Source organism: Bradyrhizobium arachidis (assembly GCF_024758505.1).
In the GTDB taxonomy this organism is placed as follows: domain Bacteria; phylum Pseudomonadota; class Alphaproteobacteria; order Rhizobiales; family Xanthobacteraceae; genus Bradyrhizobium; species Bradyrhizobium manausense_C.
In genome coordinates this window covers 4,427,717-4,446,088 of the sequence record NZ_CP077970.1, presented here as the reverse complement: position 1 = coordinate 4,446,088, position 18,372 = coordinate 4,427,717, and the positions used below count along the sequence as shown (strand labels likewise).

Genomic DNA, 18,372 nt, shown 5'->3' with positions numbered 1-18,372 from the left:
AGCAATCTAACTCTGCGCCCATCGGATCGGCGGCGCATTGGTGGCGCCGCGCTCCCAGACATCAAGGAGACAGCCATGACCACGTCCACCCAGACCAAGAAACCAGCCATCGACTTCAAGTTCGAGATCGCAGTCATTCCCGTGTCCGACGTCGATCGGGCCAAATCGTTCTACAGCAAGCTCGGCTGGCGGCTCGACGCCGATTTTGCCGCCAGCGACGACTGGCGCGTGATCCAGTTCACCCCGCCCGGCTCGCCCGCGTCCGTTATCTTCGGCAAGAACGTGACCGCGGCGGCCCCCGGTTCGGCGCAGGGCCTGTATCTGGTCGTATCCGACATCAAGGCCGCGCGAGACGATCTGCTCGCACGCGGCGTAGCGGTGAGCGAGCTCTTCCATCCCGACAGCAGCGTACACACCGGCACGGACGAGCCCTTCCTCTCCGGCAGCCGCCGCGTCAGCGGTCCGGATCCGGAGCGTGGCACCTACCGCACCTACGCCTCGTTCAGAGATCCCGACGGCAATGGCTGGCTACTCCAGGAGATCACGACGCGGCTGCCCGGACGCATCGATGCGGAGGAGACCGCGTTCGCCTCGTCGAGGGATCTGGCGGCTGCGATGCGCCGCGCGTCCATCGCCCATGGCGAGCACGAGAAGCGCAACGGCGGCAAGCATGACGAAAATTGGCCGGACTGGTACGCCGACTACATCGTCAAGGAGCGGGCCGGCAAACCGTTGCCGCTGTAACGGTCGTCACTTCTTCTTCGCAGGCTGCGCCTCACCCGCGCGCAGCAGATTGTCGCGCAGCCTGCTGACGGTTTTCTGCACCACCGGAAAATCGTCGCCGAGCCCAGTCGCCTCGACGAGCGGCGCGCCGAGATCCTTGTCGAGCAGGCAGCGGCCGGCCGGCGTCAGGCTCACCCTCACCTGGCGCTCGTCCTCGGGGTCGCGCTGCCGGCGGAGATATCCCATCTGCTCGAGCTTCTTCAGGATCGGCGTCAGCGTGTTGGATTCCAAAAACAGCTTGTCGCCGAGCTCGCTAACGGTCTGCTCATCGGCCTCGGCGAGCGCGACCAGGGCGATGTACTGCGTGTAGGTCAGCCCCACCGCGTCGAGGATCGGCTTGTAGGCCCGGCCGAAGGCCAGATTGGCCGAATAGATGGCAAAACACAGATAGTTGGACAGCTTTCGGCCCTTGAGCTGGTCCTTGGGCTGAGGCGAGCGCGTCACGGGAACCTCCGGAATTTGTGATCTCCGGCGCTATATATATCGCATCCGATTAAATCGGAAGAGCTTGACCCGGCCCGCCCAGCGGACTATTTCGACGCGTATTCGATTAGATCGGATGCGATCTAAATGACCCAGCAAAAGGAGTTCGCCATGAGCGCGACTGCAAAGGTTCTCTTCACCGGCAAAACCCATGTCAGCGCGGGCAGCAACGGCGCCGCCCGCTCGAGCGACGGCTTCCTCGACGTCAAGCTGCCACAGCCGCACCCGGCGGCTGAAAACCTGTTCGGCGCCGCCTGGTCGGCCTGCTATCTCGGCGCGATCCAGCTCGCCGCCGCCCAGCGCAAGGTCAAGCTGCCGACCGACCCGGCCGTCGATACCGAGATCGACCTCAACCAGGCCGGTGGCGCGTTCTTCCTGCGCGCGCGCCTGAACGTCAGCCTGCCGGGCGTCGATCGCGCGGTCGCTGAGGAACTGGTCGAAGCCGCGCACGGCATCTGCCCCTACTCCAAGGCCGTCCACGGCAACATCGAGGTGACCACCACGCTCGCCTGAACGGGATTTTGCGGGCCTGCCGACAGGCGGGCCCGGCCCCGGACGAGACATCCAGACTATGAGGAAACCATCATGAGTACCATGCTGACGAAGACGATGCGGACGATCGCAACGGCCGCGCTGATTGCGGGCAGCGTTCTGGCGCCACGGCTTGCGCTGGCCCAGCCGACGGGCATCACGCGGACCGACCTGCAACGGCACGACCTCAGCGTCCCCGGGCGCGAGGCGGTCCAGGTCCGCGTCGACATCGAACCGGGCGTCGCCTTTCCCCATCACTCCCATCCCGGTGAAGAGATCATCTATGTGCTCAAAGGCGCGCTGGAATATACGGTCGCCGGCAAGGCGCCCGTGACGCTGAAGGCCGGCGACGTGCTCTTCATCCCGGCCGGGACGGTGCATGCGGCGCGCAACGCCGGCAGTGTCACTGCAAGCGAGCTTGCGACGTACATCGTCGACAAGAGCAAACCGCTGCTGACCTTGGCTCAGTAAGTCCATCAGGCCTTCCTGGTCACGACGTGCGCGGACAAGGTGACCGCGGCCATGAGCGCGGCCAGCATGGCGAATGCGGACGCGAGCCCAGCGATCTTGGCGACGAAGCCGATGCCGGCAGGCCCCAGCAGGACGCCCGCATAACCAGCTGTCGTAATCGAGGCGACCGCAAGGCCGGTGGGCATCACGGTTTGCGTGCCGGCCCGGCGGAACAGGACCGGCACGAGGTTCGATGCGCCGAGGCCGATGAGCACGAAGCCGGCCATGGCAAACGCGGCGACCGGCGCAAGCAGCAGCATCACAAAGCCCGCGATCGCCAGCAGGCTTCCCGAGACCAGCGTCGCGCGATCGCCGACGCGCGCGGTGAAGGCGTCGCCACCGAGACGGCCGACCGTCATGGCGATCGAGAACAGCATGTAGCCGATGCCGCCTTGCGCGTCTTTCACGAGACCCGCGCCGACGATGAGGAGCGCGCCCCAGTCGAGCAAAGCGCCCTCGACAAGAAACGTGATGGCGGCGAGCGCTGCGAGCAGCAGCACGATGCCGTGCGGCAGCACGAACAGTGGCCCCTCATGCGCCTGCGCGGCGCGCAGCAGGCGCGGCCAGGCGATCACCATCGCGATCACCATTAGCGCGGCGCAGATGAGGCTGCTCGCGAGCGCGTCGAGGTGCAGCGATAGAAGCGCGGTCATCGCGGCCGAACCGATGAACCCGCCGATGCTGAAATGCGCATGGAAGCCCGACATCAGCGGCCGCGGCGCCGCGCGCTCGACCTCGACGGCATGGATGTTCATGGCGACGTCGATCGTGCCGAGCGCCGCGCCGAAGGCGAGCAGCGTCACGCCGAGCGTAACAGGCGTGCTGGCGATGGTCAGAAACGGCAACATGACGGCGAGCGCCAACCCGCCCGCGATGATGATGGGCTTGCTGCCATAGCGTGCGCTCAGCACGCCCGTCAGCAGCATCGCCGCGACGGAGCCGATGCCGAGGCAGAGCAGCAGCAAGCCGAGCACACCGTCATCGACCGCCAGCCGCTCTTTCGCAAATGGCACCAGCGGTGCCCAGCAGGCCATGCCAAAACCAGCGACGAGAAACGACAGGCGCGTCGCGAGCCGGGTGGCCGGACGATCGGCGGACAGCATTTTCAAAGGGAACTCCGAGAGGCGGGTATTGCGAGCATGTGGGGTTAAGTCGTCTCTCGGGCAATTGTTTGAAGACGTCGAGACCGGAACGCCGCACCCCAGATCCCCTGCGATTGACAGAAGCATTTATCTGACTAAAGTCAGATAATGCTCGATCCGATCTCCCGCGTCCGCCGCTTCAACCGTGCCGTGACCTCAGCGGTCGGCGCGCTCGATCATTCCTTCCTCGGACGCGGCCGCCCGCTTGGTGCGGCGCGCGTGCTCAATGCGATCGGGCACGGGCGTTCCGACGTCGCCGAGATCCGCGACTATCTCGGCCTGGATTCCGGGCTGATGAGCCGCCTGCTGCGCAGCCTCGAAGACGAAGGCATGATCGAAACGACGGCGCATGCCGACGACGCGCGCCGCCGCGTGGCGACACTGACGCGGGCGGGCGCCGGCGAGTTCAAAGCGTATGAGGCGATCTCCAACGCGCAGGCCGACGCCATGCTCGCCCGCCATGCGAAGCGCGAGGCGCTGCTGGCCGCGATGGACATGATCGCGTCCGCACTCGGCAACAGCCGCACCGAACTCAACGAGACGAATCCGCGCGAGCCCGTGGCGCGCTACTGCCTCGGCGAATACTATGCCGAGCTCGCCCGCCGCTTCAAACAGGGTTTTGACGTCAAGCTGTCGCGCGATCCCGATGCCAAGGACATGGTCCGCCCGCGCGGAACTTTTATCGTGGCGATGTCGGACGGTCTGCCGATCGGCTGCGTCGGGCTGAAGGGCAGCGGCGGCGAGATCGCCGAGATCAAGCGTCTGTGGGTGTCGCCGGCCGCGCGCGGGCTCGGCCTCGGCCGGCGCCTGATGGACGCAGCCGAGACCGCCGCGCGCGAACTCGGCATCACGGTGCTGCGGCTCGACACCAACAGCGCGCTGCCCGAGGCCGGCCAGCTCTACCGCAGCACCGGCTGGACCGAGATCGCGCGATTCAACGACGATCCCTATCCGGATCTGTTTTTCGAGAAGCGGGTTTAGATCCAACGTCATTCCGGGGCAGCCCGTGAGGGCTGAACCCGGAATCTCGAGATTCCACAATGCGCAATTGCGCATTGGGGTTCGCGCTCGCGCGCGGCCCGGAATGACGTGGAGATTGGTCACGCCGTCACCGCCGCAGGCTGAGCTTGCGGCCTTGCAAACGGCCTGAACGTCATCGCCATCAGGAACGCGCCAAGGCCCATCGCCCATGAGCCGATATAGAGCCAGGCATAGCTCGAGAACGCGTCGTAGATCAGGCCGCCGGCGAGCGGTCCCGTCGCCATGCCGAGGCTGCCGGCCATCGCCGTGCCGCCGATCACGGTGCCCATCATCTTCAGCGGGAAGTTTTCGCGCACGAGCACGGCATAGAGCGGCATGGTGCCGGCATAGATGAAGCCGAACACGGCCGCGACCGAATAGAACATCACGAGCTCACGGGCGAAGACGTAGGAGAGCGCGCCGAAGGCCTGCAGCAGGAGACCCGTGACCAGCACGCGCTTGGCGCCAAAGCGGTCGCCGAGCAGGCCGAAGCCGATGCGGCCGAACAGGCCGGCAAAGCCCTCGACGCTGTAGATCGTGACCGCCGCGATCAGCGGGATGCCGCAGCTCACGGCATAGCTGACGGTGTGGATGATCGGACCCGAATGGGTGGCGCAGCAGAAGAAGTTGGTTGCAAGCAGAATGAAGAATTGCGGCGAGCGCAGCGCCTCCCCGACCGACATCTCCGCTTGCGGCGCGCCACCCGTGACCGGCGCGGCAGCTGCGGCGGCAAGCGCGGGCGCGCGGCGCACCAGCAGCGAGACCGGGATCATGATGGCGCCGACCACCAGCGCCACGATCTGCATCGAGGTCCGCCAGTCATGGCCTGAGACGAGCCAGGCCGCGAACGGCGCCATCGTCATCGGCGCCATGCCCATGCCGGCCGACACCAGCGAGACCGCAAGGCCGCGATGGGTGTCGAACCAGCCGGTGACGGTCGCCATCATCGGCGCAAAAATCGCGGCGCAGGAGGCGCCGACCAGTAGGCCAAAGACGAACTGGAACGCGATCAGCGAGGTGGCGTGGCTTGCGAGGAACAGGCTCAGGCTCAGCACCGTCGATCCTGTCAGCACCACCGGCAGTGGTCCGAACCGGTCGGTCAGCGTGCCCCAGGCCATGCTGGTGAAGGCCATCGCCAGAAACCCGATGGTCATCGCGCTGGAGATGCCGGTCACCGACCAGCCCGTGTCCTTTGCGATCGGCTGCAAGAACACCGGCAGCGAAAACATGCCGCCGATGGCGACACAGCCGAGCAAGCCGCCGGCGGCGACGATCACCCAGCGATAGGTTGAAGGGTTCATTCCTGGTCTCCCGTGCAGGTCTGTCTGGGTGGAAGACGAACGGGAACTGCCGCAACCGACATCAGCATGGGCGAAGAAACAGGAATTTTTGGAAGCCGCTCTCCGCGGCCCCCTATGGCATATCCATACGATATTCCGTGTTTCGCGTAAAGCGAAATTTTTGGCGACGATGATGCCGGGCCCGGCCTCAGCTTGCGACCCCTGCACCAAAAGCATCGAAACAACCCCATGCACAGTAGCCGACGGCAGCCGGCGTCCACCGCTTCCCAACCCGCCTTCGTGACGACGTACGACCGTCACTCTGGTGGGCTGGGATGGTTTGCCAGCGATTTGCCCAACGGCACGAAGCTCTTGATGCTTCAGGGGATTGATGCCGTCAGGCTTCAGACCTCAGGCCTGTGTCCGCGCCCGGCTGAGCCATGCGTCGAGCCCGATGCGGCCGAGGCGCGCTTCGCCGATTGGCACCAGCGAGTGCTCCTCGACCCGGCCGCCGAAATACAGCGCGTCGGGATCGCCCACGACAGTGCGGGGATCGCCGATCGCCTTCAGGTAGCGGGCGACGATCTCGTCGAACGGCGCGCGGTCGGGGCCTGCGATGTCAATCATGCCGTTGCGCGGCGCCTGGAGCGCGACGTCGGCGACGATGGCGGCGACGTCCTCCGCCGCGATCGGCTGGAACGGACCGGGCGACATCCTGACAATGTTGCCCTGCGTGGCCGACCCCGCAATCGCGCCGAGAAATTCCATGAACTGGGTCGCGCGCACGATGGTGTAGGGAATGCCGGAGGCCTCTATCAGCTTCTCCTGGGCGACTTTTGCGCGGAAATAGCCGTTCTCGGGCGTCCGCCCGGCCCCGACGATGGAGAGCGCGACATGGTGCCGGATGCCGGTTGTGGCTTCCGCAGCAAAGATGTTGCGGCCGGCGGTCTGGAAAAACTCCAGTACGGCCTTGTCCTCGAACGACGGTGAATTGGCGAGGTCGATCACGACGTCCGCGCCGGCCATGGCCTCCTTCACCCCCTCGCCGGTGATGACGTTGACGCCGCTCCTCAGCGAGGCGGCGACGACCTCGTGGCCTGTCTGACGCAAAATGGCGACCACTTTCGAGCCGATCAGGCCGGTGCCGCCTATGACGACGATCTTCATGAGAGTTCCTTTGTCGAGGACTTGATGCACGCGCACGCTGCGCCCTGCACCCGATCATTTGATGTCGCAATTTGCCGCGCGCTGAGATTTGATCGGACTGACGGGGCAAGCAGGTTGACCTTGTGACGGGCTGGCCGCACCTCAATTCGAAGGGACACAGGATGGGGATCGACTTCGAACTTTCGATGCTGGCAGCCACCATCGTCTGGGGCTTCTTTCAGCTTGTCGCCGCCGCGCAAGCCGCCAACGTGCAGTACGGCCTCAGATGGGCCGCGAGCCCGCGCGACGTCGAGATGCCGCCGCTCAAGCCCATTCCCGGCCGCATCAACCGAAATTTCCGCAACTACATGGAGACGTTTCCGTTCTTTGTCGCCGCGATCCTGATCGCTCACGTCGCAGGCATTCACAATGGGCTGACCTATTGGGGATCGATCGCCTATCTTGGCGGGCGCATCGGCTACTCGGCGCTTTACATATCCGGCGTACCGCTCGTCCGCTCCCTGTTCTGGAACATCGCCAGCTTTGGCATGCTCGCCGTTTTGGCAGCGCCCTTCGTAACTCATTGAAGTGAACGAATCCGAGCATGACCATCCGCACGATCGTCCGCTATCCCGACCGCCGGCTCGCCATCCCTGCCCGGCCGGTGACCGTGTTCGACGCCACACTGCAGGAACTCGCGCAGGACCTGCTGGAGACGATGCATGCCGCGCCGGGGATCGGGGTCACCGCGCCGCATATCGGCGTTCCCCTGCGGGTCGTGGTGCTCGACCTCGGCGACAAGGACGGGGCGCGGACCTATGTCAATCCGGAGATCGAATGGCTGTCGGACGAGATGATCATGCACCGGGAAGGCAGCGTCTCGATGCCTGGCGTCAATGACGAGGTGGAGCGGCACGCGCGCGTGCGGATCAGCTATCAGGATGTCGACGGCAACATGCACAATGAGGAGTCGGACGGCTTGCGCGCCGTCTGCCACCAGCACGAGATCGATCAGCTCAACGGCCTGTTCTGGATCCACAAGCTGTCGCGGCTGAAGCGGGAGCGGTTGATCAAGAAGTTCGAGAAGATATCGCGGAATTCGTAGGGACCGTAGGCTGGGTTAGCCCCGCGGATTGCACGAAGCGCAATCCGCTCGGCGTAACCCACCATCTTGGAGCGCGACGCGACGAGAGAATGGTGGATTACGCCAGCGGACTGCGCTTCGCGCAGCCGCGGGCTAATCCACCCTACGCACCTGTCGCGGCTGAAGCGCGGAATTCGTAAGGCGCGTTAGCGACTTGTCCGCCGTGGCTCGAAGCGCGAAGGCGGACAGCGTCCCCTGCCCGGCTTGAGCCTCTCGAAAACGCGCCGAAAAATTCCCTGTTTCTCGCATCCGTCTCACTTGCCCATTTCGAGGCAAGGGTTAGTCTTTCCCGCCGCCGGGAGCAGAAGGGTATCGTTTCGCCGACCTTGCCTGTCGTCGCAACGATCGCGTCCGTGGGGGTGATCTGATGCAGATCTGGAACACCGAAGAATTGCCCGACCGCGACCAGTTCGCCTATTGGCGCGAGGTCCTCTGCGAAGCCTTTGTTACCCTGAGGCCGGAGCGGCCCGGGGCGCAGGGTGCGGCCCGCTTCCCCAGCCGTGTGACGGCCTATCCGCTGTCCACGATCAACGTCACGACGGTTCAGTCGAAGGCGCATCACGTCATCCGGGGCGATGCCGAGATCCGCAGGGCGTCGCAGGAAGTCTATTTTGTCAATCTGCAATTGAGCGGCCGCTGCCGCTACGAGACCGAGGGACGGGAGACGATCGTCGGCCCGAACCAGTTCGCGGTCGTCGACTCGACCCGGCCCTACTTTCTGGATTTCATGGACGATTGGAACGTGTTCTCGTTCCGAATTCCGCGACACATGCTGCGACCGCTCTTGCAGAAGCCGGACTGTTCGACCGGCATCTGCGTGTCTGATAATCATGCCCTGGGCGAGATAACGGTCGGCTTCCTGAAGTCCATCGCGATGCAGCGGGGTGACCTGCCACCGGAAGCGGTGGAGACGCTTGCGGGCGATCTCGTCAATCTGACGGCGCTGGCGCTGGGGGCCACCGAGGAAACCCGAATGGGCCAGCCTCAATCCGTGCGGCGCGGGCTGTTCACCGCCATCATGAAGTTCGTTGAGACGAATTTGGCCGATCCGCTGCTGTCGGCATCGTCGGTCGCTGCGCATTTCGGCATTTCCATCCGCTATCTGCACCGGGTCTTCGAGGAAAGCGATAAATCGTTCGGGCAAGTCGTTCTGGAACGGAGACTGGTGCGTTGCGCCGGCGATCTCGCAGCGTCGGACCAATCGCGCATCTCCGACGTCGCGTTCCGCTGGGGTTTTCGCGATATTTCTCACTTCAACCGCAGCTTCCGTCAGCGCTTCGGGTTTTCGCCTCGCGAGTACCGGTCCACGCAACAAACCAGATAGGACATCGCAAGTATTCGCTTTGCGCGCGGTGCGCCGATCCCGCCTGAGGGACCTGTGCACTCCCGGTCAATTATTTTGTCCCTCCTCGCCAAGAACGAGCGTCGCCGCGGTGCAAGAATGGCGCATTCAACATTCTTGTGCGAGGTCGCGATGGCTATCGATTTCAGGCTCAACGAAAATCAAATCGCCCTCCGAGACGGTGCGCGCGCCTTCGCCAGCGGCGTCCTCAGGGATGTCCGTCCGACGATCCGCAAGCACGCCAAGCCCGAGGACCGCTTCTATGCCATCCGGCCGTTCCACAAACAGGCGGTGGACGCGGGATTCGTCAAAGGACTGTTTCCGCAGGATGTCGGCGGCATGGACATTTCGACGCTCGACTTTGCGGTCGCCGCCGAAGAATTGTGCGTCGTCGACGTCAACGTCCCCAGCGCGATGCTCGGGACCGGGCTTTGCGTCAAGCCCGTCATCATGTTCGGGACCGACGAGCAAAGGCGCCGTTTCCTTCCCGATTTCATCAAGGACGGATCGCTGCTCGGCGCGCTCGCCTTCACCGAGGTGACGGGCGGCGCAAACTTCGACGCGCCCGACCCGCGTTACGGCGTCAAGACTTTCGCCATTCGCGAAGGCGATGAATGGGTCATCAACGGCGAAAAGCACTACACCACCAACGGCACCGGCTGGGACGGCAAGAATTGCCATCTCTACGCCGTGGTGTGCCGGACCGACCCGAACAAGAACGCCCAGGAATCCCTCGCCGTGATCATGGTTCCCGGCAACGCGCCGGGCGTCAAGGTGACCGGAATTCTCGACACGGCCGGACACCGGGCCACGATCTCGCCGCGCATGAAGTTCGAAAATGTCCGCGTTCCCGCCGGCAATATCATCGGCAAGCCGGGCGACGGCATCGAGATCGTTTCCACGAATTTTGCCTGGACCGCGGCGCTGATCGGCGCGGCCTGCGTCGGCGTGATGCGCGCCGCCTTCGATCATGCTGTCGCGTTTGCGAAGAACGACGCCCGCTCCGGCCCGCATCCGATCATCGAATATTCGACTGTGGGCTACATGCTCGCCGACATGAAGATGAAGATCGAGGCATGCCGGTACCTGACCTGGAAGGCCTGCCAGCAATACGATCTTTCCAAAGGGAAAGAGCACGAGCTTGCCGTGATGACAAAAGTCTTCTGCTCGGAGACCTGCGTCGACGTCGTCTATGACGCCATGCGGCTGGTCGGGGTCGACAGCTACACAGACATGCACCCGCTGGCAGAACTGATGAACGACGCCATGTGTTTCCCGCTCTATGACGGCGGCAACATGGGCGCCCGCCGCAGAAACCTGCACAACATCATCAAGAGCCCATCCTACAGTTCGCTGACCGCGCCCTATGGGACGTTTGGCGCCACGGGCTAGGTCTGCAGCGCGGGTTGGTTGGCGAAAGCTAGCGGCGCATGGCGGCCAGCGTGCACATCACCGCCGACGCGGCGCCAACGGCTCCGACGATGACCCACATGCGCGGACCAAACATGGGCGCCGAATCCAAATGGGGATGCGGGATCACGAATTCATCGAGCCCATAGATCGTCGCCATGCTGATCCCGGCTCCGATGAGAAGGCTGGCGGCGACGATCCATAACGTCGAGACGGCGCGATCCGACATCAATCGCGTCGCCGCGCCGACGGCAAAGGCGGCGGGCGCCCCGACGACATAGGCCCCGATCAAAAGGACAGGGATGACCGTCACGAAACCAAGCGCGGTTGATGCCAGCGAGTCATCCAGCAGAACGGCGTCGCTTCGCCTCATGACTATTTGCCACGAAAGTCGCGCGAGCGAGACGGCAAACATCATCGCGAATCCGACCGCCGGCCCCACCAACGCAAACCACACGGCGGACCGTTTCAAGAGATTGCCTCCCAGCCAGTCAATGCGGCGTCAGCTCGTAGGGCGGGTTAGCGAAAGCGTAACCCGCCATCATGAGCTTGTCTCGACCAAAGGATTGGCGGATTACGCCTCCGGCTAATCCACCCTACGAGCTTCATTATTTCCAAATACGTTGTTATCTTTTGTCAAAAGAAACTTGTCTGACCAGTCAACCGAGGCGCCCTCGAATGACAAGCTTGAACAATCTAGAGTGCGTAACCCTCTTCGTTGACGACCTCGCGCGCACGAGGGCATTCTACGAGGCCGTGTTCGACGCCAGGCCGATCTATTCCGACGCCGTATGCACCGTGATCGGGCTCGGTGGCGTCATGGTCAATTTGCTGCAGGAGACACAGGCGCCGCAGCTCGTGGAGCCGGTGGTGCCGGCTGCTTCAAGCGCCGGACCTCGCATGCTCATGACCATTCGCGTCGCCGATGTCGATGAAGCCTGCGCGAGGCTCCGGCAAAGCGGCGTAGAGCTGGTGAACGGCCCCATCGATCGTCCCTGGGGTCGTCGTACCGCCGCGTTTTCCGACCCATCCGGCCACATTTGGGAGATCGCGCAGGAGATAGCCTCCTAAAGCGCGATGAGATCTGGATGAATCGTCATCGCGCTTTAGATCCCCTACTCCCACTCAATCATTTATGAAGAGGTCTTCGCGTTGATATGCAAGCACAAATACTTAAGGCTGACGGTCAAATGCCGACGGTATACCCGCCGAATCTTTTCGGTCTTGAATTCACAGAATAATTTGTGCTGCTCGGAATACTGGCGATTCCGCTACCTATCGGAGTCAATCGACTGAATAGCTCTGCATACGTCGCGGAAATCGCCACTGCTCGTAATGGCACGACGTAGCTTCATATACCGTCAGAGATCAGGAAGGCGCTGGTTTGGTCGTCGGATGGTTCCCTACACCGCTCACCCCCACTACTGCGCTCTATCGAAGCAGGTCCGCTTTGCGCCAAGACCTGCCAGGGCCGCTTCTGCGACGCGGGCGATCACTCATCTGGCTGAGTTCTGAGCATGTTGACGTCAGTGCGCCTTGCCGAGCACGAAAGTGAAGGGGACAATGAAGAGCTCATCGCCTCGGTCGTCACTGACATGCAGAACCCAGTCACGCCAATCATCGAAGCTGCGCTCGCAGGTGAAGGATTCCACGACGCGCGTCGCATGCTCCCGGCCTCAGCGAGATCGTCCACTACGGCGCCGCAATAGTCGACGAAAACTTTCTTCGTGTTGGAGCAATGGAAATAGACCTGGGTCATGTTCGGTCTCCTTCAGCGGGACGACTGGCCCGGCCAGCCGCTGCATCTTCGGCTCCTGGGACCTGCAACCTGTTAGAACGACGCACCTTCCTTCGCTTCAAGACAACATGAGTTGCGCCGGCGGCACGTTGCTCGGATTCAGTCAATGGGAAGGTGAGAAGGAACGAAGACCCTTCGGCGGCGCGAGACGCATGAACGCGGCCACCCAAACTGCTGACCAACTCGCCGACGATCGTTAGCCCGCGACCGCGCACACTGAGATCAGATGCCGAGCCATTGTCAGAGACCGCGCACCTTACGACGTTACCTGCAAGCAGCAACTTCACTTTCGCTTCCGGATGTCTATCGTCGAAACGAGCATGTCGTGCCACATTGCTGAGCAGCTCGGATACGATCAACCCAAGCTTCCAGCAGCGTTCGCCCTCAAGCCGCAAATCATCCGCCGAACACAAGAGACGTATACTCAGCCGGTCCAGTCGGTATTTCGTGATGTAGAAGCAAAGATTCTGGAGGTACCTTGCGGCGTCGGTCGGGCGCCCAGGATCCGGCATGCGTAGTGCCTTGTGAACATCAGCGTAACCGTGCAGGAGGTCGACCACATCGAGGAGCGCGGCCTTGACTGCCATGTCATCCGACGCCACCGCTTTGGCTGAAATCGTGCAGATAGTGCTAGTGAGCTCGTTATTTACTCTGTGGTTCAACTCACGAAGAAGCAACGATCCATCGGGATTCGGTAACGGTGCAATGTGCTTTGTCATTTCGGGCTCCAACGATCTTTCTCTCTGGCACGTGCCGCAGGACCAAGCAGGGAGCCCCTATGGCTCCACGCCGCGGCGCTCCAATTCGGTCTTTAACGCGTCAAAGAGGATTTCGGTTGGCACCATTGCAAGGCTCGTCCAGAAGATGATCGCGGCGCGTGAGGCGATTAGGTAATAGGTCATGCGGAGGCTCCTCCTAATGCGAGATTCCGGTTAGTCGAGAGATTGGAACGTGACACCGAGGTCAGCAGAACCTTGCTTCCTCTTGATGCTGTAGAATGCCAGAGGCAGCTTTGACTATCTTGTCCATTGCTGATCCATTTAGACGGTTGGTTTGGTTGAGATTGGTCGAGAGCAGTAGTCGTCGCCGAACTTTGAGTTATTCGCACGAGTTATGACTGGACAGGCTTGCGCCAGCAGCCGCTTACAGAGGCGCGTCAGGCGTCAGCGATCAATGAGGCGATGTCCTCGAGCGGACGCCGGCTGAAGTCCTTCGCGAACTCGCCCATGATCTTGCCTCTCAGGTCGCGGTGGAAATGCTTGCGCATCTCCCCCAGGGTCCTGGGGTCGGAGACGACGACCAGGTGTTTTATGGTCCCGTCCAGGCTGAGCTTGTTAAGGAACGAAGCCGTAGCTGCCGCGAAGTCGTCCTCGTCAAGCCGCCTACCATCGGGGTTGGCGGAGCCGGCGTGATGGCGCGCACCCGAGTGGGCGGGCGCAGGCGGAGCCGCCGAGATCTCGACCAGATGCACCCCAGGTTTCACACCCGTATTGCGGAATAGACGGACCGTCGCGCCATCAGCGACTGCTACTGTCGTACCGGTAGGTAGAATCATCCAAAGATCTCCTGTTCACGATCCTGCATAAACGCCCCCGCGGACTGCGATACTTGCATGCTGGCGCACTGCGGCGCCTCTTCGATAAGCTCCTGACGCGAAGCTCCCCAGAGCAGGGCAGTCCCAACGACGGCCGAAAGAATCGACGCAGCGAACACGGCGATCTTGGCGGCCGAGAAGTCGGAAGCGCTTGGAAACGCCTGCGCGGCGATAAAGAGCGACATCGTGAAGCCGATACCAGCGAGGGCTCCCGCCCCGGCCAACTGCCGCCACGTGTACTCCGCCGGCTTGACGGCTATGCCTGCGCGCACGGCCGCAGCAGCCATGAGGAAGACGCCGAGCGGCTTTCCTATGGCTAGGCCAGCAACGATCGCGGCCATGAGCCAGCCATGCCCAACAAAGACGCCCGGATTGATCGCCACCCCCGCATTCGCCAGTGCGAAGATCGGGAGCACAGCGTAGCTCGATCGCGCGCCGGCGTGCCGCAGCAGCCGGTCGGCCGGCGATTCAAGTCTGTCGAAGATTGCATCGAGCGCGTGCAGCGCCGGAGTGGAGGGGCCGTGCCTGAGAACCTCACCCTCGTGCCGGGCCTCGGAGGCGATGATGGTGCTGGCCTGCGTCATCAGGGCAGCCAGGTTGGCGGGCGGGCGCGTGGGCACGAACAGCGCCAGTACCACGCCGGCCAGCGTCGCGTGGAGACCGCCCGCGTAGACGAATGTCCACAACGCGATGCCCAACAGGATGTAAGGCGAGAGAAGGTAGACTCTCGACCGGCTCAGCAGCGCCAGCGCGACGACGACCGCCGCGGCGGCGGCCAGGTATGCCGGATGTATATCGCCGGAGTAGAACACAGCGACGATCACGATCGCACCGATGTCGTCGACGATGGCCGCCGCAGTGAGGAAGATGCGCAGCTCGACGGGAACGCGGGCGCCCATCACGACGATCAAGGCAATCGCGAACGCAGTGTCGGTCGCCATTGGAACGCCCCACCCGTACGACCACGGCCCCGCAGGGATGACCAGCGCGTACAGAAGCGCCGGCACGACCATGCCGCCGAGCGCGGCGGCGATCGGAAGCGCTGCGGAGCGGCGGCTTGCGAGATGACCAACTGTCATCTCGCGCTTCACTTCCAATCCCACGACGAGGAAGAACACCGTCAGTAGGCCATCGTTGACCCAATGGAGGATGGACATCTGAAAGGTTGCGTCACCCAAGCTCACGCCGAGCTCCTGGCGCCAGAGCGCCTCGAACGACGGCCCGATCGGCGAATTCGTCAAGACCATCGCCGCCACGGTCGCGAGGACCAGCAAAATGCCGGCGGACGGGCCCCAGCTCGCGAAATCCAGGGCTGCCGTACGGACGCGGTGGCCGAGCGTGCCAAGCATCGCGTCGACGAGAGAGCTCTCGTCCCACGGTCCGTCGTAGCGCCGGCGGTTGATGTAGAAGGTCGGCGTGAATCTCACCCCGCTTGCGCGTGAGCTTGCGACGTCCGCCTCCACTCTCGCTCTCGCGCGCCGCACGGCGTCGCTGTCGCCGAGCGCGAAGTTGGCGTTCACGCCAAGATCGGCGGCCACCGCGACGAGGTCATCCTCTGTGAGCTGCATCGACCTCGTCATCAGCTTGATGTGCGCGGACCAGAACGCCTCGGGCGACTGGGCAAGCTCGGCGAGCTCGGCGGCCCGAAACGAAAGGCTGTTGTCCGTGAGTGGCCTGTGGCGGAAGGCGTAGCAGACGCGGTCACCAAGTTGGTCGCGTGCTTGCGCGATGCGCTCGTTGGCAGCCCTGCAGTGCGGGCACGCGTAGCTGCCGTATTCGACGAGCGTGATCTCGGCATCGGTGGGACCGAGCACGTGGTCCCTCTCGTGGTCGACCGGACGGTCGAGGCGGCCGGGCGGGATCATGAGCTGCATCGCTGAACCGATCTCAGGTGTTAGCGCCGGCTACGAGGTCGGCGCAGCCGCCGCTGGGTTGACGACGTGGAATACGCCGCCGTTGGGTGACGGCGTGTACGCGATCTCCGCGCCGACGATACGGCCGGGGAGCCCAGCCGCGTGCACGCGCGGGAGGAAGAGGCGCACCAGCGTGCCGCCGCCCCGCTCGCTCTCAATACAGACCGCGCCGCCTCGTCCCTCGGCGAAGCGCTTGACCTGGAGGAGCCCGAGGCCGGTGCCGCTGCCCGCGGCCTTTGTCGTGAAGTACGGGGTGAATGCCTGCGAGAGAACCTCGTCGGGCATGCCCTCCCCGTCGTCGGCGACGACGATCTCGACGAATCCCCGGGCCGCGCCAGCGGAAGGCTCGACGTTCCGCGCCGCGACGGTGATCGCGCCGCCCCCAGGCATGGCATCGGCCGAGTTTCGGCAGAGGTTCAGCAGCGCGAAGTACAGCTCCTCCGGGTCAGCGTCGAAGTCCCACAAATCAGGGGCGATATCGGTGCGGACCGTGATGTCGGAACGCAACGCCTGGTCCAGCGAACCCGCCAGCGCTGCGAGGCGGCTGCCTGCGACGAACCCGCCGATCGACTCGGGGTATGGTCGGGCAACGTCGAGGAGCTGACGACTGAGCAACGCTCCTCGCGTGATCGCGTGCTGCATCTTGCTGATGATGGCCTTTCGGTGTGCGGCGTCGCTCTGGCACTCGAGCAGCCGCAGGCCGCCGCCAATCACAGCGAGAAGGTTGTTGATGTCGTGGACCACGAACTCCGCCACGTCCCCGATCGCCCTCGTCCCCTCCGGCCTGCGGGACGAGAACACGCCGCGCGTGTCGGGCTGTGGGGCGGTCAGACACAGGACCCCGGAGATCTCGCCGTCGCGCCCGACGAGCGGAATCTCCACGCACCTGGACGTGATGAGGCCGCTGCCATCATCGCGGACGCTCCGCACCCTCGCGCTGAATGCGCGCTGCGCTCCAAGCGAGACGCCGGCGCTGTCCGCGAGCACGACGACATCCTCCAGCGCGGAGCTCTCGACCACGCCGGGGAAGGAAACGTCGGATGTCTCTTTGATCTGCATGTCGGACCTCTTAGTTGCGATCGTTCAACGGAACGCCGACTTCGGCCCGTACACGAGGGCGGGCGACGACAGCTCGAAGTTTGGGTCTATGACGGTCTAAAGGAAAATCACCTCTCGCCATGGAGTCGATAGCCGACCGTTATCGGAATGGCTGAGAGACGCCCGGCGCGCTGCGGCGAATCTCCATCCGTCTTGCGCTCGACGACTGGACTTCCCACACTCGTCGATCCAAGTGCCCCATGCCTATCCGATCCAGCGCCGTTGCCCGACGGCCCTTGAGGAGGAGCGGCCGGTCCCCGGGAGGGAAGGACCGGCCGCGGGCGAACCGCGGCGAAGGGGGGATCGCGGCGCGCCGAGCACTTGGGAAGCTGTCCGCCTCCGTGAGGCAAATTGGTATCCGACGAGGAACGTCAGTGCGAGTGAAGCAATCCAAATCTCAGCAAATCGTGCCGAATGCGTATGCCCGTGGGTCGACCACATTCGCTATGAGAAGTTGCCTGCGAGCGGCCTAAGAGAACGCGACATCGCTGATGTCGATCGAGACCGGCAGCCTTTCAGTTGCGGCGCGCCAATTGAAAACGCCACTGCCAACAGTCCGCAAGGTCTTCGAGCTCGAGTCCTGCGGACGAAACTGTTCAACCGGACGAGCCGCAAGGACCAACCCACGAAACGATCTTCCGAAACTCGACGCCATGATACATTACGCTCCGAGTTTACGAGCTGGTCGACATTTCACCCTAAGTACCCCGGCCATCCCTTTGACCGATCACGCAGCGCCATGCCGCAAGACGCTCAGTCGGATGCTGATTCATCCAGTCGGCGAGCTGCGGTGCGCCCATCAGGCAGGACTGCATCGAGACGTCAGCGAAGTCCGAGGTGGTAACGGTCTGCTCGCGGCAATTTTCTGGAGAAGACAAACTGCAGAGCACGGCGATGATCGCGATCATGATGGGCCCCCCTCGCCGTGATGAACGTCTGCGCCGATGCGCATATGGCTTGCGGATGCCTTGTCCCGCTGCTCGCGGACGGGATCAGATGGCGGAAAGACGCTGTCGTAGACCGCTCGGGCTTCGCGAATAAGGCGAGCTCGCTCCCGCTCGGACTTTGAGACAAATCGAATAACATCACCCACGTTTTCACTCCTGTTATATTACAATAATCATTCCATCCGGTCATGCAGGTCCGTTGACCCCGACTTCGACGCCTCGCGCAGGTCG

At 63.4% G+C, this 18,372-nt stretch carries 22 protein-coding genes; 9 read left to right on the top strand and 13 right to left on the bottom strand.

Annotation, left to right across the window (positions count from 1 at the left end; all coding sequences use genetic code 11):
* Window positions 1-75: 75 nt before the first annotated feature.
* Window positions 76-744, top strand: coding sequence for a VOC family protein (locus KUF59_RS20415; protein ID WP_212459360.1), 669 nt, complete (start codon window positions 76-78; stop codon window positions 742-744).
* A gap of 6 nt (window positions 745-750) precedes the next feature.
* Here KUF59_RS20415 and KUF59_RS20410 read toward each other — a convergent pair whose 3' ends face one another.
* The gene (locus KUF59_RS20410) at window positions 751-1,227 is read right to left on the bottom strand and encodes a MarR family winged helix-turn-helix transcriptional regulator (protein ID WP_212459359.1); all 477 of its coding nucleotides are present in this window, start codon (window positions 1,225-1,227) and stop codon (window positions 751-753) included.
* 150 nt (window positions 1,228-1,377) lie between these two features.
* Between KUF59_RS20410 and KUF59_RS20405 the strand changes: the two genes are divergently transcribed.
* Together KUF59_RS20405 and KUF59_RS20400 are read left to right on the top strand one after the other, a co-directional pair.
* Window positions 1,378-1,779 carry an Ohr family peroxiredoxin gene (locus KUF59_RS20405; protein ID WP_212459358.1) on the top strand — a complete coding sequence of 134 codons (402 nt, stop codon included), beginning with the start codon at window positions 1,378-1,380 and terminating at the stop codon, window positions 1,777-1,779.
* Window positions 1,780-1,851: 72 nt separating this feature from the next.
* Entirely contained in the window at window positions 1,852-2,268 is a 417-nt protein-coding gene (locus KUF59_RS20400; RefSeq protein ID WP_258769901.1) for a cupin domain-containing protein, read from the top strand.
* Between the two features lie 5 nt (window positions 2,269-2,273).
* Here KUF59_RS20400 and KUF59_RS20395 read toward each other — a convergent pair whose 3' ends face one another.
* On the bottom strand, window positions 2,274-3,410 hold the full coding sequence (locus tag KUF59_RS20395; protein WP_212459626.1) for an MFS transporter: 1,137 nt from the start codon (window positions 3,408-3,410) through the stop codon (window positions 2,274-2,276).
* A 147-nt stretch (window positions 3,411-3,557) separates the two neighbouring features.
* On the opposite strand from KUF59_RS20395, the gene KUF59_RS20390 reads away from it, so the two are divergent.
* Window positions 3,558-4,430, top strand: coding sequence for a bifunctional helix-turn-helix transcriptional regulator/GNAT family N-acetyltransferase (locus tag KUF59_RS20390; RefSeq protein WP_212459356.1), 873 nt, complete (start codon window positions 3,558-3,560; stop codon window positions 4,428-4,430).
* Window positions 4,431-4,549: 119 nt separating this feature from the next.
* On the opposite strand, the gene KUF59_RS20385 is transcribed toward KUF59_RS20390, so the two are convergent.
* Together KUF59_RS20385 and KUF59_RS20380 are read right to left on the bottom strand one after the other, a co-directional pair.
* The gene (locus KUF59_RS20385) at window positions 4,550-5,770 is read right to left on the bottom strand and encodes an MFS transporter (protein WP_212459355.1); all 1,221 of its coding nucleotides are present in this window, start codon (window positions 5,768-5,770) and stop codon (window positions 4,550-4,552) included.
* A gap of 390 nt (window positions 5,771-6,160) precedes the next feature.
* The gene (locus tag KUF59_RS20380) at window positions 6,161-6,916 is read right to left on the bottom strand and encodes an SDR family oxidoreductase (protein ID WP_212459354.1); all 756 of its coding nucleotides are present in this window, start codon (window positions 6,914-6,916) and stop codon (window positions 6,161-6,163) included.
* Window positions 6,917-7,077: 161 nt separating this feature from the next.
* Between KUF59_RS20380 and KUF59_RS20375 the strand changes: the two genes are divergently transcribed.
* The 4 genes from KUF59_RS20375 (at window position 7,078) to KUF59_RS20360 (ending at window position 10,773) form a co-directional block, all read left to right on the top strand.
* On the top strand, window positions 7,078-7,482 hold the full coding sequence (locus tag KUF59_RS20375) for an MAPEG family protein (protein ID WP_212459353.1): 405 nt from the start codon (window positions 7,078-7,080) through the stop codon (window positions 7,480-7,482).
* A gap of 17 nt (window positions 7,483-7,499) precedes the next feature.
* Window positions 7,500-8,000: a peptide deformylase gene (locus KUF59_RS20370; protein ID WP_212459352.1), complete on the top strand. Its 501-nt coding sequence runs from the start codon at window positions 7,500-7,502 to the stop codon at window positions 7,998-8,000.
* Window positions 8,001-8,406: 406 nt separating this feature from the next.
* Window positions 8,407-9,363 (top strand): helix-turn-helix domain-containing protein, encoded by a 957-nt coding sequence (locus tag KUF59_RS20365; RefSeq protein ID WP_212459351.1) that lies wholly within the window; start codon window positions 8,407-8,409, stop codon window positions 9,361-9,363.
* Between the two features lie 150 nt (window positions 9,364-9,513).
* The gene (locus KUF59_RS20360) at window positions 9,514-10,773 is read left to right on the top strand and encodes an acyl-CoA dehydrogenase family protein (RefSeq protein ID WP_212459350.1); all 1,260 of its coding nucleotides are present in this window, start codon (window positions 9,514-9,516) and stop codon (window positions 10,771-10,773) included.
* A 28-nt stretch (window positions 10,774-10,801) separates the two neighbouring features.
* On the opposite strand, the gene KUF59_RS20355 is transcribed toward KUF59_RS20360, so the two are convergent.
* Window positions 10,802-11,263, bottom strand: a complete 462-nt coding sequence (locus tag KUF59_RS20355) for a hypothetical protein (RefSeq protein WP_212459349.1) — start codon at window positions 11,261-11,263, stop codon at window positions 10,802-10,804.
* Between the two features lie 206 nt (window positions 11,264-11,469).
* Here KUF59_RS20355 and KUF59_RS20350 point away from each other — a divergent pair, with 206 nt between their 5' ends.
* On the top strand, window positions 11,470-11,862 hold the full coding sequence (locus tag KUF59_RS20350) for a VOC family protein (RefSeq protein WP_212459348.1): 393 nt from the start codon (window positions 11,470-11,472) through the stop codon (window positions 11,860-11,862).
* A gap of 421 nt (window positions 11,863-12,283) precedes the next feature.
* Here KUF59_RS20350 and KUF59_RS44530 read toward each other — a convergent pair whose 3' ends face one another.
* The 8 genes from KUF59_RS44530 to KUF59_RS20310 form a co-directional block, all read right to left on the bottom strand.
* The gene (locus tag KUF59_RS44530) at window positions 12,284-12,550 is read right to left on the bottom strand and encodes a hypothetical protein (protein ID WP_464165363.1); all 267 of its coding nucleotides are present in this window, start codon (window positions 12,548-12,550) and stop codon (window positions 12,284-12,286) included.
* On the bottom strand, window positions 12,547-13,308 hold the full coding sequence (locus tag KUF59_RS20340; protein WP_212459347.1) for an ATP-binding protein: 762 nt from the start codon (window positions 13,306-13,308) through the stop codon (window positions 12,547-12,549). The genes KUF59_RS44530 and KUF59_RS20340 overlap by 4 nt, the downstream gene beginning before the upstream one ends.
* Before the next feature lie 57 nt (window positions 13,309-13,365).
* A complete protein-coding gene (locus KUF59_RS20335) occupies window positions 13,366-13,491 on the bottom strand; it encodes a hypothetical protein (protein ID WP_258769898.1) in 126 nt (41 codons plus the stop codon).
* A 254-nt stretch (window positions 13,492-13,745) separates the two neighbouring features.
* The gene (locus tag KUF59_RS20330; RefSeq protein ID WP_212459346.1) at window positions 13,746-14,144 is read right to left on the bottom strand and encodes a baeRF12 domain-containing protein; all 399 of its coding nucleotides are present in this window, start codon (window positions 14,142-14,144) and stop codon (window positions 13,746-13,748) included.
* On the bottom strand, window positions 14,141-16,057 hold the full coding sequence (nhaA, locus tag KUF59_RS20325; RefSeq protein WP_212459345.1) for a Na+/H+ antiporter NhaA: 1,917 nt from the start codon (window positions 16,055-16,057) through the stop codon (window positions 14,141-14,143). Before nhaA ends, KUF59_RS20330 begins: the two co-directional genes overlap by 4 nt.
* A gap of 30 nt (window positions 16,058-16,087) precedes the next feature.
* Entirely contained in the window at window positions 16,088-17,155 is a 1,068-nt protein-coding gene (locus tag KUF59_RS20320) for a two-component system sensor histidine kinase NtrB (protein WP_212459344.1), read from the bottom strand.
* A 737-nt stretch (window positions 17,156-17,892) separates the two neighbouring features.
* Window positions 17,893-18,102 carry a hypothetical protein gene (locus KUF59_RS20315; protein WP_212459343.1) on the bottom strand — a complete coding sequence of 70 codons (210 nt, stop codon included), beginning with the start codon at window positions 18,100-18,102 and terminating at the stop codon, window positions 17,893-17,895.
* A complete protein-coding gene (locus KUF59_RS20310; RefSeq protein ID WP_258769895.1) occupies window positions 18,099-18,287 on the bottom strand; it encodes a hypothetical protein in 189 nt (62 codons plus the stop codon). Before KUF59_RS20310 ends, KUF59_RS20315 begins: the two co-directional genes overlap by 4 nt.
* Window positions 18,288-18,372 lie beyond the last annotated feature (85 nt).

Coding starts and splice junctions, on each gene's coding strand:
- KUF59_RS20415 (WP_212459360.1), top strand. CDS start 76: ATGACCACGTCCACCCAGACCAAGAAACCAGCCATCGACTTCAAGTTC.
- KUF59_RS20405 (WP_212459358.1), top strand. CDS start 1,378: ATGAGCGCGACTGCAAAGGTTCTCTTCACCGGCAAAACCCATGTCAGC.
- KUF59_RS20400 (WP_258769901.1), top strand. CDS start 1,852: ATGAGTACCATGCTGACGAAGACGATGCGGACGATCGCAACGGCCGCG.
- KUF59_RS20395 (WP_212459626.1), bottom strand. CDS start 3,410: ATGCTGTCCGCCGATCGTCCGGCCACCCGGCTCGCGACGCGCCTGTCG.
- KUF59_RS20390 (WP_212459356.1), top strand. CDS start 3,558: ATGCTCGATCCGATCTCCCGCGTCCGCCGCTTCAACCGTGCCGTGACC.
- KUF59_RS20385 (WP_212459355.1), bottom strand. CDS start 5,770: ATGAACCCTTCAACCTATCGCTGGGTGATCGTCGCCGCCGGCGGCTTG.
- KUF59_RS20380 (WP_212459354.1), bottom strand. CDS start 6,916: ATGAAGATCGTCGTCATAGGCGGCACCGGCCTGATCGGCTCGAAAGTG.
- KUF59_RS20375 (WP_212459353.1), top strand. CDS start 7,078: ATGGGGATCGACTTCGAACTTTCGATGCTGGCAGCCACCATCGTCTGG.
- KUF59_RS20370 (WP_212459352.1), top strand. CDS start 7,500: ATGACCATCCGCACGATCGTCCGCTATCCCGACCGCCGGCTCGCCATC.
- KUF59_RS20365 (WP_212459351.1), top strand. CDS start 8,407: ATGCAGATCTGGAACACCGAAGAATTGCCCGACCGCGACCAGTTCGCC.
- KUF59_RS20360 (WP_212459350.1), top strand. CDS start 9,514: ATGGCTATCGATTTCAGGCTCAACGAAAATCAAATCGCCCTCCGAGAC.
- KUF59_RS20350 (WP_212459348.1), top strand. CDS start 11,470: ATGACAAGCTTGAACAATCTAGAGTGCGTAACCCTCTTCGTTGACGAC.
- KUF59_RS44530 (WP_464165363.1), bottom strand. CDS start 12,550: ATGACCCAGGTCTATTTCCATTGCTCCAACACGAAGAAAGTTTTCGTC.
- KUF59_RS20340 (WP_212459347.1), bottom strand. CDS start 13,308: ATGACAAAGCACATTGCACCGTTACCGAATCCCGATGGATCGTTGCTT.
- KUF59_RS20335 (WP_258769898.1), bottom strand. CDS start 13,491: ATGACCTATTACCTAATCGCCTCACGCGCCGCGATCATCTTCTGGACG.
- KUF59_RS20330 (WP_212459346.1), bottom strand. CDS start 14,144: ATGATTCTACCTACCGGTACGACAGTAGCAGTCGCTGATGGCGCGACG.
- nhaA (WP_212459345.1), bottom strand. CDS start 16,057: ATGCAGCTCATGATCCCGCCCGGCCGCCTCGACCGTCCGGTCGACCAC.
- KUF59_RS20320 (WP_212459344.1), bottom strand. CDS start 17,155: ATGCAGATCAAAGAGACATCCGACGTTTCCTTCCCCGGCGTGGTCGAG.
- KUF59_RS20315 (WP_212459343.1), bottom strand. CDS start 18,102: ATGATCGCGATCATCGCCGTGCTCTGCAGTTTGTCTTCTCCAGAAAAT.